This window comes from Pseudomonas sp. KH_017 (assembly GCF_057840285.1).
Genome location: NZ_CM174509.1, coordinates 1,519,373 through 1,532,351 on the forward strand (window position 1 = coordinate 1,519,373; position 12,979 = coordinate 1,532,351).

Annotated in this window: 12 protein-coding genes; 5 read left to right on the plus strand and 7 right to left on the minus strand. The window is 60.1% G+C overall.

The window, feature by feature from the left end; translation table 11 throughout:
- Positions 1–43 precede the first annotated feature (43 nt).
- On the plus strand, positions 44–1,165 hold the full coding sequence (locus tag AC3IT6_RS06915; RefSeq protein WP_489354700.1) for a beta-ketoacyl-ACP synthase III: 1,122 nt from the start codon (positions 44–46) through the stop codon (positions 1,163–1,165).
- 246 nt (positions 1,166–1,411) lie between these two features.
- Here AC3IT6_RS06915 and AC3IT6_RS06920 read toward each other — a convergent pair whose 3' ends face one another.
- Positions 1,412–2,743 (minus strand): putative porin, encoded by a 1,332-nt coding sequence (locus AC3IT6_RS06920; RefSeq protein ID WP_489354701.1) that lies wholly within the window; start codon positions 2,741–2,743, stop codon positions 1,412–1,414.
- Between the two features lie 280 nt (positions 2,744–3,023).
- Here AC3IT6_RS06920 and AC3IT6_RS06925 point away from each other — a divergent pair, with 280 nt between their 5' ends.
- Positions 3,024–4,148 carry a GNAT family N-acetyltransferase gene (locus tag AC3IT6_RS06925; RefSeq protein WP_489354702.1) on the plus strand — a complete coding sequence of 375 codons (1,125 nt, stop codon included), beginning with the start codon at positions 3,024–3,026 and terminating at the stop codon, positions 4,146–4,148.
- 11 nt (positions 4,149–4,159) lie between these two features.
- Here AC3IT6_RS06925 and aqpZ read toward each other — a convergent pair whose 3' ends face one another.
- The 5 genes from aqpZ to AC3IT6_RS06950 form a co-directional block, all read right to left on the minus strand.
- Positions 4,160–4,858, minus strand: a complete 699-nt coding sequence (aqpZ, locus tag AC3IT6_RS06930; protein WP_489354703.1) for an aquaporin Z — start codon at positions 4,856–4,858, stop codon at positions 4,160–4,162.
- Between the two features lie 309 nt (positions 4,859–5,167).
- Positions 5,168–7,000 (minus strand): ABC transporter ATP-binding protein, encoded by a 1,833-nt coding sequence (locus AC3IT6_RS06935; protein WP_489354704.1) that lies wholly within the window; start codon positions 6,998–7,000, stop codon positions 5,168–5,170.
- Positions 7,001–7,094: 94 nt separating this feature from the next.
- Entirely contained in the window at positions 7,095–7,658 is a 564-nt protein-coding gene (locus AC3IT6_RS06940) for a peptidylprolyl isomerase (RefSeq protein WP_489354705.1), read from the minus strand.
- A gap of 3 nt (positions 7,659–7,661) precedes the next feature.
- The gene (locus tag AC3IT6_RS06945; protein ID WP_056721391.1) at positions 7,662–8,465 is read right to left on the minus strand and encodes an alpha/beta fold hydrolase; all 804 of its coding nucleotides are present in this window, start codon (positions 8,463–8,465) and stop codon (positions 7,662–7,664) included.
- A 14-nt stretch (positions 8,466–8,479) separates the two neighbouring features.
- Entirely contained in the window at positions 8,480–9,403 is a 924-nt protein-coding gene (locus AC3IT6_RS06950; RefSeq protein ID WP_008018223.1) for a PA3225 family LysR-type transcriptional regulator, read from the minus strand.
- A gap of 49 nt (positions 9,404–9,452) precedes the next feature.
- Here AC3IT6_RS06950 and AC3IT6_RS06955 point away from each other — a divergent pair, with 49 nt between their 5' ends.
- From AC3IT6_RS06955 to AC3IT6_RS06965, 3 genes are all read left to right on the plus strand, one after another.
- Entirely contained in the window at positions 9,453–9,767 is a 315-nt protein-coding gene (locus AC3IT6_RS06955) for a 3-phosphoglycerate kinase (RefSeq protein ID WP_150724377.1), read from the plus strand.
- 230 nt (positions 9,768–9,997) lie between these two features.
- Positions 9,998–10,597, plus strand: coding sequence for an FMN-dependent NADH-azoreductase (locus AC3IT6_RS06960; RefSeq protein WP_489354706.1), 600 nt, complete (start codon positions 9,998–10,000; stop codon positions 10,595–10,597).
- Positions 10,598–10,951: 354 nt separating this feature from the next.
- On the plus strand, positions 10,952–11,818 hold the full coding sequence (locus AC3IT6_RS06965) for a carboxylate/amino acid/amine transporter (protein ID WP_489354707.1): 867 nt from the start codon (positions 10,952–10,954) through the stop codon (positions 11,816–11,818).
- A 116-nt stretch (positions 11,819–11,934) separates the two neighbouring features.
- Here AC3IT6_RS06965 and AC3IT6_RS06970 read toward each other — a convergent pair whose 3' ends face one another.
- Positions 11,935–12,822, minus strand: a complete 888-nt coding sequence (locus AC3IT6_RS06970; RefSeq protein WP_489354708.1) for a LysR family transcriptional regulator — start codon at positions 12,820–12,822, stop codon at positions 11,935–11,937.
- Positions 12,823–12,979 lie beyond the last annotated feature (157 nt).

Genomic DNA, 12,979 nt, shown 5'->3' on the forward strand with positions numbered 1-12,979 from the left:
ACGGTGCCAATGCTTTCTGCCTGAACAGATTAGAGACACGACCATGCATAACGTCGTCATCAGTGGCACCGGCCTGTACACCCCGGCCAACAGCATTTCCAATGAAGAGCTGGTGCAGTCTTTCAATACTTACGTCGCGCAATTCAACGCCGACAACGCCGATGCCATCGCGCGCGGCGAAATTGAAGCATTGACCGAGTCCAGCGCAGCGTTCATCGAAAAAGCTTCCGGCATCAAGAGTCGCTTTGTCATGGACAAGGACGGCATCCTCGACCCGCAACGCATGGCCCCACGCCTGCCGGAACGTTCCAACGACGAGTGGTCGGTACTTTGCCAAATGGCCATCGGTGCGGCCGAACAAGCCTTGCAGCGCGCCGGCAAGACCGCAGCCGACATCGACGGCGTGATCGTCGCCTGTTCCAACCTGCAACGCGCCTACCCGGCCATTGCCATCGAAGTCCAGGAAGCGCTGGGTATCCAGGGTTTCGGCTTCGACATGAACGTGGCGTGCTCGTCCGCAACCTTCGGCATCCAGACCGCTGCCAACAGCGTGCAACTGGGCCAGGCCCGGGCGGTCCTGATGGTCAACCCGGAAGTCTGCACCGGCCACCTGAACTTCCGTGACCGCGACAGCCACTTCATCTTCGGCGATGCCGCCACTGCGGTGATCATCGAGCGTGCTGACCTGGCGACGTCCAAGTACCAGTTCGACATCGTCAGCACCAAGCTGCTGACCAAGTTCTCCAACAACATCCGCAACAACTTCGGCTTCCTCAACCGCGCGGCGCAAGAGGGCATCGGTGCCAGGGACAAACTGTTCGTGCAGGAAGGCCGCAAGGTGTTCAAGGAAGTCTGCCCGTTGGTTGCCGAACTGATCGGTGAGCATCTGCAAGAGAACCAGCTCAACGTCAGCGACGTGAAGCGCTTCTGGCTGCACCAGGCCAACCTCAGCATGAACCACTTGATCGTCAAGAAACTGCTGGGTCGCGACGCCACCGAACAGGAAGCGCCGGTGATTCTCGACACCTACGCCAACACCAGTTCCGCCGGTTCCGTGATTGCGTTCCACAAGAACCAGGACGATCTGGCCGCCGGTTCGCTGGCCGTACTCAGTTCGTTCGGTGCCGGTTATTCGATTGGTAGCGTGTTGCTGCGCAAGTTGTAGGATGTAGGAGCGAGCTTGCTCCGGGCGGCGTTCCGACGAAGAACTCAAAGACGCTGCGTTTATCCAGATTGCACGCGTTATCGTTGACGACCTTCGCGAGCGAGCTCGCTCCTACATTCAGGTTGGATTAGCAGAAATAGAAACAGCCCGGCGTTGATGCATCGGAGGATGATGGGGACCGATACATCAACGCCAGGCTGTAAAAGGGGCCCGGGCTTCCTTGCCCGAGTCGTGCAGCGGGGTGAATCAGAACTTCGCTTCGGCATCCAGTTGCAGGGTGTTGATGTCCGAATCCTTCTTGTTGATGTTTGCGTTGGTCTGGTCCGAGGTCGCCATGTAGTAGGTCGCGCCCAGGGCAAAGTTCTTGTCCAGGTCGTAGCTCACTTTCAGCTTGCTGCCGCGCGAACCGGTGAAGCCGTTGGCGAAGTCGGAGTCGGTGAAGGCGCCAACCACAGCGTTACGCTGCACGTCGCGGTAGTTGTAGTCCACGTTGAAGCCGTAGAGCTTGGACTTCACACCGGCCAACCAGCCAGTGTCCTGGTCGTTGCTGGCATCGGTGTTGTTGACGTACTGACCGTAGATCGACAGCGGAACCGGCAGGTTGCTGAAGTCCAGCTGACCAAAGCCTTCGTACAGTTTGAACTGCTCGCCCGGGCTGTTGCCGTTGACGGCCAGTGCGCATGGCGTAGTAACGGTACCCGAGGTAGGGCAAGCGCTGCTGTCGTCGTTGTCGTAGGCGTAGAGACTGCCGCCCAAGGTCATTTTCATGCTGTCGGTGATGGCGAAGCGCGCACCCAGCTGGCCGGCGTACAGACGCAGGTCGTGCTTGAACTGCACGCCTTCGCCGTCGACGTTGTCCTTGAGGGTGTAGTGACCGGCGCTACCGAACAGCTCGGTGCTGCCGCTCAGCGGGTACTTGTAGGTAACGGCCAGACCTTCCGGGTTGATGTCGCTATCCCAGATGATGTCGCCCATGCTCACCCATTGTTGCGGCATCTTGCCGCCAACCAGGTGCAGGTTCTTGATCGCGTCCGGGTGGTAGTCGATGTAACCCTGGTCCAGCCAGATCTGCTTCTTGTCGAAGTAGTTGTTCAGGTCCTGGTTGGTCGAGCGAGCGTCGTCGTTGCTGCCGGTGGCGATACGGATACCGGTGTCGACTTGCGGGTTGATTTCGCTGTAGGCACCCAGGCGGGCACGAATGCGCTGACGGTCCTGGTCCTTGTTGTTCGGCACGCCATCGTTGTGGACGTTTTCCTGACGGAAGCGCACGTCGCCCTTGAACTGGGTCTTTGCCGCCCATGCAAGCTTCTGGTCGAAAGCGCTCAGTGTGTCGGTTTTCTTCGCGGTGGCCGCGATTTGCTCGTTGGTCTCTTGCTGAGCCTGACGGGCGATCTGCTGGTCTTTCTGATCCCTGGCCAGCTCGGCTTGCAGTTCGCTGTACTGCGCGTTGGTGATCGAGCCGTTAGCCTTGAGCATGTCGAGCAGTTTGGCGTCGACTGCGGCACTGGCCGGAACACTCATGGCCAGCAACAGGCCACCGCACAAGGCCGCCGCAGTTTTCGTGGAAGCAAGACGCATATCAATCTCCGAAGATGAGAGGGGATGACAGAGCCATCCGGGACACAACCGACCGTTAGGGGCGGAAAACAGTGACCGGGTATAACCCGGCGCTCTAAAAACAGGCGCCAGTATCGCGATGGTTTATGACAGAGCAGTGGCAATGTGATGTCATGTCGGTGACGATACAAAGTCGCCGTGAACTATTGAGTTAGAGCACTGTCGTCGTTTTGCCCGTGTGCATTGCGGAGCGATAGGCGATACTCGCGGGGCTTTCACGCCATGAAGAGTGAGGATGGTGATGCCGTTGCAACGCCTGCAAAAACTGTCAGAAATCGCCCCGCAGATATGGGACGCACTGGTGCCCGAGACTCAGCCTTTTCTGCGTCACGCTTTTTTGAGCGCACTGGAAGACAGCGGCAGCGTCGGACCCCATACCGGCTGGCAGCCTGAGCATTTGTTGCATGTTGAAGGTGAGCGCTTGATCGCCGCGCTGCCCGGTTATCGCAAGTGGCATTCCTACGGCGAGTATGTGTTCGATCACGCCTGGGCCGATGCCTGTGAACGTGCCGGCATCGACTACTACCCCAAGCTGTTGAGCGCGGTGCCGTTCAGTCCTGTCACCGGGCCGCGGCTGTTGGCGGCCACGGTCGAAGACGGTTTCGAGTTATTGAAAAGCCTGCCGGGCTACCTTGAGCTTGAAGGGCTCTCCAGCGCGCACATCAACTTCACCGATCCGTTCACCGACGCGGCACTGAGCGAGCAACCGGGCTGGCTGCAGCGCGTTGGCTGTCAATACCACTGGCAGAATCGCGGCTACCGGGATTTCCAGGACTTCCTCGACGTGCTCAGTTCGCGCAAGCGCAAACAGATGCGCAAGGAGCGCGAGCAGGTGGCGGGGCAGGGCTTCGATTTCGAATGGCTGGAGGGGCGGGAACTGAGCGAGGCGCAATGGGATTTCGTCTATGCCTGCTACGCCAATACCTACGCAGTGCGCCGGCAAGCGCCGTATCTGACGCGGGAGTTTTTCAGCCTGCTGGCCGAGCGCATGCCGGAGTCGATTCGCGTGGTGCTGGCCAGGCAAGGTTCACGGCCGGTGGCGATGGCGTTCAGTCTGGTGGGGGGCGACAGCTTTTATGGCCGTTACTGGGGATGCCTGGCAGAGTTCGATCGCCTGCATTTCGAGACCTGTTTCTACCAGGGCATGGACTATGCCATTGCCAATGGTTTCCAGCGTTTTGATGCCGGGGCCCAGGGCGAGCACAAACTGATTCGTGGATTCGAGCCAGTCATTACGCATTCCTGGCACTACTTGCGGCATCCGGGATTGAAAGCTGCGGTGAAAGACTTCCTGGAGCAGGAGCGACTGGGAGTGCTGGCTTATGCAGAGGAGGCGAAGTCAGCCTTGCCATATCGACAAGGCTGAGCATCAGCGTTTCAGCTTTCTTCTTTACCCAGCCAGCGATACAGCACGCCGCCGACCACTGCACCGAGTAGCGGTGCGACCCAGAACATCCACAGTTGTTGAATCGCCCAGCCGCCGACGATCAGCGCCGGGCCGGTGCTGCGCGCCGGGTTGACCGAGGTGTTGGTGACCGGGATCGAGATCAGGTGGATCAGCGTCAGCCCCAGGCCGATGGCAATCGGTGCCAGGCCTGCCGGTGCACGCTTGTCGGTGGCGCCGAGGATGATCAGGATGAACATCGCGGTCATCACCAGTTCACAGACAAACCCTGCCGCCATTGAATAGCCGCCAGGGGAGTGTTCGCCGTAGCCGTTGGACGCCAGGCCCCCCGCCAGTTCGAAACCGGGTTTGCCGCTGGCAATGAAGTAGAGCAGGGCGGCCGCAATCACGCCGCCAATGACCTGGGCAACGATGTAGGCCGGCAATTCCTTGGCCGGAAACCGCCCACCCACCACCAGGCCGAGGGATACCGCGGGGTTGAGATGACAGCCGGAAATATGGCCGATGGCGAAAGCCATGGTCAGCACGGTCAGGCCAAACGCGAAGGACACCCCGAGCAGGCCGATCCCCACCTCCGGAAAAGCCGCGGCCAACACGGCGCTGCCGCAACCACCCAACACCAGCCAGAACGTACCTACCAACTCGGTAGCCGAACGTTTTAACAGAGACATAAGAGAGTGTCCTTTCGAGATTATGCTGCCTTTAGCATCCAGCCGATGGACTGCAGAACCACCTCCAGAACGTTGAAGTGAGTACAGCACGGTTTTTTCAGAATTCCAGCAGGCATAAAAAACCGCCAGGCCCCGTTGTTGGCGGGGCCTGGCGGTTATCCAAGGTCCATCGGAATCACTTGACCCCTGTAGGAGCGAGCTTGCTCGCGATGGTCGTCAACGATAATGCTGAGAGCCTGACACCGCGCGGCGTTCTTTGATCCATCGCGAGCAAGCTCGCTCCTACAGGTAATGTGGCCATCCTGAGGATCAATCGATCCCGACAAACCCACCGGTCTGGTGTTGCCACAACCGCGCATACAAACCGCCATGGGCCAGCAGTTCGGCATGGCTGCCGGTTTCGGCGATCTTGCCGTTTTCCAGCACCACCAGCCGGTCCATCCGGGCGATGGTCGAGAGCCGGTGAGCAATGGCAATCACGGTTTTGCCCTGCATCAGGGTTTCGAGGCTTTCCTGGATCGCCGCTTCGACTTCCGAATCCAGTGCCGAGGTGGCCTCGTCCATGATCAGGATCGGCGCGTCCTTGAGCAACACACGGGCAATGGCGATGCGCTGGCGCTGGCCGCCGGAGAGTTTCACCCCGCGCTCACCGACGTGGGCATCGAAACCGGTGCGGCCTTCAGCGTCCGACAGCGAAGGAATGAATCCGTCAGCCCGTGCCTTGTGCACCGCTTCCCAAAGTTGCGCGTCGGTGGCGTCGGGTTTGCCGTACAGCAGGTTGTCGCGGATCGAGCGGTGCAGCAGCGAGGTGTCCTGGGTGATCATGCCGATGCGTTCGCGCAGGCTTTCCTGGCTGACGTCGGCGATGTTCTGGCCGTCGATCAGGATGCGTCCGCCTTCGACGTCGTACAGGCGCAGCAGCAGGTTCACCAGGGTCGATTTGCCGGCACCGGACGGGCCGATCAGGCCGATTTTCTCGCCAGCCTTGATGGTCAGGTTGAGGTCGCCGATGATCCCGCTCTGCTTGCCGTAGTGGAAATCCACCTGTTCGAAGCGCACTTCGCCACGGGCCACCGCCAGGGGTTTGGCCTGGTCGCGGTCGGTGACGCTGACCGGTTGCGAAATGGTCTGCAGACCGTCCTGGACCATGCCGATGTTTTCGAAGATGCCGGTCACCACCCACATGATCCAGCCGGACATGTTGACGATGCGGATCACCAGGCCGGTGGCCAGGGCAATCGCCCCCACGCTGATCAACGACTGCGTCCACAACCACAGGGCCAGACCGGTGGTGCAGACGATCAGCAAGCCGTTCATGCTGGTGATGACCACGTCCATGCTGGTGACCACGCGGCCGGCCAGTTGCGCCTTCTCGGTCTGCTCCTTGATGGCTTCGCGGGCGTATTGCTGCTCGAAGTTGGTGTGGGCGAACAGCTTCAGGGTGGTGATGTTGGTGTAGCCGTCGACAATCCGCCCCATGAGTTTTGAGCGGGCATCGGACGCCACCACCGAGCGATCCTTGACCCGTGGCACGAAGTAACAGAGGGCGCCGATGAAGGCGAAGATCCAGGTCAGAAGCGGGATAATCAGGCGCCAGTCGGCTTCGGCGAATAGCACCAGCGAACTGATGGCGTAGATCAGCACATGCCACAACGCATCCACGGCCTGCACGGCGGAATCGCGCAGTGAGTTGCCGGTTTGCATGATGCGTTGGGCGATGCGCCCGGCGAAGTCGTTCTGGAAGAAGTTCAGGCTCTGCTTGAGCACGTAGCTGTGGTTCTGCCAGCGGATCATGCTGGTCATGCTGGGGCTCAGGGTCTGGTGCACCAGCAGGTCATGCAGGCCCACGAATATGGGGCGCAGCACCAGCGCAACCACCACCATCCAGGTCAGTTCGAGGGCATGATCCTGGAACAGACTGACGTTCGGCGTACCTTGGGCCAGGTCGATGATGCGGCTCAGGTAGCTGAACAGCGCCACCTCGATCAACGCACCAATCAGGCCGACGATCAGCAGGGCGGCGAAGCTCGGCCAGACCTGCTTGAGGTAATAAGTGTAGAAAGGGAAAACCCGGTCCGGCGGAGACGCCGTCGGTGCTTCACGGAAAACATCGATCAGTTTTTCAAAGCGGCGATAAAGCATTGGTTGTTCGCCCGCGAGCGGGCTCTCCTTTTAACGTTTTGAGCGTTGCCGGCAAGCACCGGCAACGGCTCGGACATCCTTGTCCAGCTTAGTCTCAGTCGATGCGCTTGGCCGACTTGATGAACACCGGATCGGCCGGCACGTCGCGCATACCGTTTTTGGTGGTGGTCGGTGCATTGACGATGATATCGACCACATCCATGCCCTTGACCACTTTGGCGAATACGGCGTAACCGGCGTCGCGGCCCGGATCAAGGAAGTCGTTGTCCTTGACGTTGATGAAGAACTGGCTGGTGGCCGAGTCAGGATCGGAGGTGCGTGCCATCGACAGCGTGCCGCGTACGTTATGCAGGCCGTTGCTGGCTTCGTTCTTGATCGGGTCCTTGGTTGGCTTCTGCTGCATCGAGGAACTGAAACCACCGCCCTGGACCATGAAACCCGGGATCACCCGGTGGAAAATCGTGTTGTTGTAGAAACCTTTGTCGACGTACTCAAGGAAGTTCCTGGTACTGATCGGGGCCTTGACCGGGTCCAGTTCGATTTCGATCTGGCCGTTGGTGGTGTCCAGCAGCACATGCGGTGCCTTTTCCGGCGTCGCGGCCATCAGGTTGGCGGCAAACAGGACGGAGCCTGCGGCGAGGGCGATTTTTTTCAGCATGGGTCAGTGATCCTGAGTGGTGGTGTCGACTGCGGTCAGAAACTCCAGCAGTGTTTGGTTGAAGTGTTCCGGCTGGTCCAGCGGCGTGGCGTGGCGTGAATCGGCGATCACCACCAGCCGCGCGTCAGGCAGCAGTTTTACGTAGTTTTCCTTCAGCGCCACCGGTGTGTAGTCCCGGTCGGCGCTGACGATGAGGGTTGGACAGGTGACCTTCGAAAGTCGTTCCTGAACCCCCCAGCCGACAATGGCATTGAAGCTGGCGAGATAAGCATGTTTGTCGTTTTTTGCCCAGCGTTCGGCCATTTTTTGTCGCAAGTCGGCCTGCTCGGGTTTCGGAAACAACTTGCCGCCCAGCGCCTTGCCGATGGTGCCCAGGCTAAGGGCGCGCATCAGGCTCCAGCGCTTGAACCACTGCCAGTAGTCATCGCGGCTGCGCAGTTTGACCTCGGGCGCGCTGTTGACGATGCACAGGCTCTTGAGCAGCTGCGGCTGATCCACGCCCAACTGGAAGCCGATCATGCCGCCCATGGACAAGCCGACATAGTGTGCCGGACCGAGATTGAGGTGCTCGATCAATGCAATCAGGTCAGCGCTGAATCCGGCAATGCTGTAGCGCTCCCGGGGTTTGTCCGAACGGCCGTGACCGCGCACATCCGGGACGATCACCCGGTAGCGGGTAGCAAGTGTCGGGATCTGTTTTTCCCAGTCCAGGGTGCTGGAACCAAGACCGTGGACCAGCAGCAGCGGCGTGCCGTGGCCATATTCCTCATAGTGCAGGTTGCAACCTTCGTGTTCGAAATAGGCCATGCATACACTCCGTGTCAGGCTTGTTCGGGGGCGGCGAACGGTGCGTCCAGTGGGGCGGTGTCAAACGTACGCAGCAGTTCGATGAGAATCTGCGTGGCCGGCCCCAGCGGTTTGTCCTTGTTCGAATACAGGTAAAAGCTCGGGTTACGGCTGCCGCCCTGATCCAACGGTAGCAGCTTGAGCGTACCCTCCTTGAGTTCCCGTTCGATCATGTGCCTGGGTAGCCACGCAAACCCCAGGCCGCTGCTGACGAAGGTCGCGGCGGTGGCCAGGCTGCCGACGGTCCAGCGCTGTTCGGCACCGAGCCAGCCGACGTCCCGTGGCTGCTGGCGGCCCGAGTCGCGGATCACCACTTGCATCTGGCTTTCCAGGTCCTGGAAGCTCAGTTCGCGGTTGAGGCGGTGCAGGGGATGCTCCGGGTGGGCGACCGCGACGAATTCGACGTCGCTCAATTCCGCACCCAGGTAACCGGGAATACTGAAACCCGTGATGGCCAGGTCGGCCACGCCTTCGAGCAGGACTTCCTCCACACCCGACAGCACTTCTTCACGCAGGCGCACCCGGCAGCCACGGCTTTGCGGCATGAACGCGGTCAAGGCGCGGACAAGGCGGGCGCTTGGGTAAGCGGCATCGACCACCAGGCGCACTTCGGCTTCCCAGCCCTGCTCCATGTGATGGGCCAGGTCTTCGAGTTGACTGGCCTGTTTCACCAGTTGCCGGGAACGGCGCAACAGCACGCCGCCGGCTTCGGTCAGCACAGCTTTGCGTCCGTCGATGCGCAGCAACGGCACACCGAGTTGATCCTGCATGCGGGCCACGGTGTAGCTGACTGACGATTGCGAGCGATGCAGCGCCTCGGCGGCCTGGGCGAAACCACCGTGATCGACCACGGCCTGCAGCGTTCGCCATTGATCAAGGGTCACGCGGGGCGCTTTCATGTTGAGCTCCTCTTGTCCTAAGCTGGCAGCCCTTATTGGAGGCTGCTGAATGAAAAAATTCTGTTGTGTGCTGCTGGCGCTTCTGCCGCTGACGGCGATGGCTTACCCGATCGATGTGAAAAAAGACCTCAACGGCATGAAGATCGATTACCAGACCTACGACACGGATAGCGACATCGGCTCCATTCAGGTGGCCAACTACGGCGACGTCGATGCGAGCTGCAAGGCCGTTTTCATCAATGGCCCGGAAGCCCCCCGCACTCGCAAGCTCGATGTACCGGCCGGCAAACACAAAAACGCCACGGCCAAATTCAGCCGCAACATCATCAAATTGCGCATCGAGCTGACCTGCACCCCGAAATGACATCCAACCCCTGTGGGAGCGGGCTTGCTCGCGAAGAGGCCGTGTCAGTCGATATCAACGTTGAATGACACACCGCCTTCGCGAGCAAGCCCGCTCCCACAGGGGCATGGTTTGCTTATAAACGAATTTATTGATGGGTTATACCAGTTATTTGCGCTTTTTCATCGATATAACTCTGTTTAACCTTCACTCCATCGACCTGAAGCATTCTCAGATGGAGGCTACATCCCATGTCCCGCGTTCTGATCATCGAAAGCAGTGCCCGTCAGCAAGACTCGGTTTCCCGTCAGCTGACCCAGACCTTCATCAGCCAGTGGAAAGCCGCTCACCCGAATGACCAGGTCACCGTCCGGGACCTGGCCGCCAAGCCGGTGCCGCACCTGGACATCAGCTTGCTGGGTGGCTGGATGAAACCCGCCGAGCAGCGCAGCGACATCGAGCAGGCGTCCCTGGAACGCTCCAACCAGTTGACCGATGAATTGCTCGCCGCCGATGTACTGGTCATGGCCGCGCCCATGTACAACTTTGCGATCCCCAGCACCCTGAAAGCCTGGCTCGACCATGTGCTGCGGGCCGGCGTGACCTTCAAGTACACCGAGACCGGCCCGCAAGGCCTGCTCAGCGGCAAGCGTGCCTATGTGTTGACGGCTCGCGGCGGCATCTATGCCGGCAGCACCGCCGATCACCAGGAACCGTACCTGCGTCAGGTCATGGGCTTCATCGGCATCCACGACGTGACGTTCATCCACGCCGAAGGCATGAACCTGGGCGGTGACTTCCAGGAGAAAGGCCTGAACCAGGCGAACGCCAAGCTCTCGCAAGTGGCTTGACCGGTTAATCGCCAGATAATCGCTGGATGGTCTAGTGACCTGGCGCAACCCTTCAAGCCTGTACGCGCATCGAACCTCCCTTCGCACTGGTTGCTCCTGAGTGCCCTGGCCCGATTGAACGCTTTAGCGAGATCGGGCTTTTTTTTTGCCTGTGAATCAGCCATCACCCAAGAACCCTGTGGGAGCGGGCTTGCTCGCGAAAGCGGTATGTCATCCCACATTTATGTCGACTGACACTCCCTCTTCGCGAGCAAGCCCGCTCCCACAGGTTTTAGCGTATTTTCCGACAGCTTTCGGGGATCGCGATTCAAAGCAAAAACCGCTATCGTCGCCGCCATTCGAAATGAGGCGAGCATGGGCTATCTACTTTTTGTCACGCTGATCCAGGCGTTTTCCTTCAGTTTGATCGGCGAATACCTGGCCGGTCATGTCGACAGTTACTTCGCCGTGTTGGTACGGGTACTGCTGGCAGGGCTGGTGTTCATCCCGCTGACCCGCTGGCGCTCGGTGGAACCGGCGTTCATGCGCGGCATGCTGCTGATCGGCGCGTTGCAGTTCGGCGTGACCTACGTCTGCCTGTACCTGAGCTTTCGCGTACTGACGGTGCCGGAAGTGTTGCTGTTCACCATCCTCACGCCGCTGCACGTGACCCTGATCGAAGATGCGCTCAATCGTCGCTTCAATCCCTGGGCCCTGGTCGCGGCGCTGGTGGCGGTGGCGGGGGCGGCGGTGATTCGCCTTGACCGGATCAACCCGGACTTCTTCATGGGCTTCCTGTTGCTGCAACTGGCCAACTTCACCTACGCCGCCGGGCAGGTGCTCTATAAACACCTGGTTGCCCGCCACCCGAGCGATCTGCCGCATTACCGTCGCTTCGGCTACTTCTACTTCGGCGCACTGGCCGTGGCGCTGCCGGCGTTTCTATTGTTCGGCAAACAGAACTTCCTGCCCGAAGCGCCACTGCAATGGGGCGTACTGCTGTTCCTTGGCCTGGTCTCGACCGCTTTGGGGCTCTACTGGTGGAACAAGGGCGCGTGCCTGGTCAATGGCGGGACGCTGGCAGTGATGAACAACCTGCATGTACCGGTGGGGTTGCTGATCAATCTGCTGATCTGGAACCAGCATGAAGAACTGGGGCGGTTGTTGCTCGGCGGGTCGGTGATTTTGCTGGCGGTGTGGATCAGTCGGTTGGGTATACGCCAGTCGTTGGTGGCACGCTGAACCCTGTGGGAGCGGGCTTGCTCGCGAATGCGGTGTGTCAGTCGATACCTTCATTGGCTGACACACCGCATTCGCGAGCAAGCCCGCTCCCACACTGGATTGCGTGATCTCCGAAATCACTTCGGCGCCAGTTGCCCCACCAGAAACTCGATAAACGCCCGGGTCTTCTGCGGCACCCGTCGTGCTGACGAATACACCGCATTGATGGTGATCGCCGGAGCCTGCCATTCGCACAGCACCGGCACCAGTCGCCCGGCTGCCAGCGCATCCTCGACGATGAAGTCGGGCAGCAGGGCGATGCCCATGCCGGCTTCGGCGGCCTGGGCCAGCAGGTCGCCGTTGTTCGCGTGCAGTGGGCCGGTGACGTTCACTCGCTGGGTTTCCTTGCCATTGCACAGTTGCAGGCTGACACCGCTCTGCAGATACCCGTAGTTCAGGCATTGATGGGCGCGCAGATCCTGCGGAGTCTGCGGAACGCCCACGCGCTCGAGATAAGCCGGGGACGCCACCATGATGCGCGGTGCGGGCGCCAGTTGCCGGGCGATCATCGTCGAGTCAGGCATGCTGGCGATGCGGATGGTCACGTCAAATCCGCCCCGCACGGGATCGACCTGCTGGTCGCTGAGCACCAGTTGCAGCTCGATGTTCGGGTGCTGTTCATGAAACAGCGGAATCAACGGCCCCAGCCGCCGAAGACCGAACGACATCGGCGCATTGACCCGCAATACACCGCGTAACTCGCCGATGCCGTCACGGGCGCGTTGCTCGGCTTCGTCCAGTGCCGCCAACACTTCCCGTGCTGCATCGAAATACTCGGCTCCGGCCTCGGTCAGGTGCAGGCTGCGCGTGGTGCGTTGCAGCAATTGCACGCCGATGGCTTCTTCCAGTGCCTGAATCTGTTTGCTGACTTTCGAGCGCGGCACGTCCATGGCCCGGGCGGCTGCGGCGAAGCCGTTCTCGCCGACCGTGACGACGAAGGCGCGCATGCATTCGATGCGATCCATATTGTCCCTTTTTCAGAATCAATGATTCTCAATTTTAGGTAATTGTCCCTTTTATAGCCAGCCCCTAAAGTGACATCCAAGCCGACAACAACGCCGCTGAAGGCAAGGTCGACTAACCCCTTACCCATTCGAAGTATCGACATCAAAAGGAACGCGC

Bases quoted from the DNA above. Each gene is read 5' to 3' on its own strand.
- AC3IT6_RS06970 (WP_489354708.1), bottom strand. From the start codon at position 12,822: ATGGATCGCATCGAATGCATGCGCGCCTTCGTCGTCACGGTCGGCGAG.
- AC3IT6_RS06915 (WP_489354700.1), top strand. From the start codon at position 44: ATGCATAACGTCGTCATCAGTGGCACCGGCCTGTACACCCCGGCCAAC.
- AC3IT6_RS06950 (WP_008018223.1), bottom strand. From the start codon at position 9,403: ATGAAAGCGCCCCGCGTGACCCTTGATCAATGGCGAACGCTGCAGGCC.
- AC3IT6_RS06945 (WP_056721391.1), bottom strand. From the start codon at position 8,465: ATGGCCTATTTCGAACACGAAGGTTGCAACCTGCACTATGAGGAATAT.
- AC3IT6_RS06965 (WP_489354707.1), top strand. From the start codon at position 10,952: ATGGGCTATCTACTTTTTGTCACGCTGATCCAGGCGTTTTCCTTCAGT.
- AC3IT6_RS06935 (WP_489354704.1), bottom strand. From the start codon at position 7,000: ATGCTTTATCGCCGCTTTGAAAAACTGATCGATGTTTTCCGTGAAGCA.
- AC3IT6_RS06940 (WP_489354705.1), bottom strand. From the start codon at position 7,658: ATGCTGAAAAAAATCGCCCTCGCCGCAGGCTCCGTCCTGTTTGCCGCC.
- AC3IT6_RS06920 (WP_489354701.1), bottom strand. From the start codon at position 2,743: ATGCGTCTTGCTTCCACGAAAACTGCGGCGGCCTTGTGCGGTGGCCTG.
- AC3IT6_RS06955 (WP_150724377.1), top strand. From the start codon at position 9,453: ATGAAAAAATTCTGTTGTGTGCTGCTGGCGCTTCTGCCGCTGACGGCG.
- aqpZ (WP_489354703.1), bottom strand. From the start codon at position 4,858: ATGTCTCTGTTAAAACGTTCGGCTACCGAGTTGGTAGGTACGTTCTGG.
- AC3IT6_RS06960 (WP_489354706.1), top strand. From the start codon at position 9,998: ATGTCCCGCGTTCTGATCATCGAAAGCAGTGCCCGTCAGCAAGACTCG.
- AC3IT6_RS06925 (WP_489354702.1), top strand. From the start codon at position 3,024: ATGCCGTTGCAACGCCTGCAAAAACTGTCAGAAATCGCCCCGCAGATA.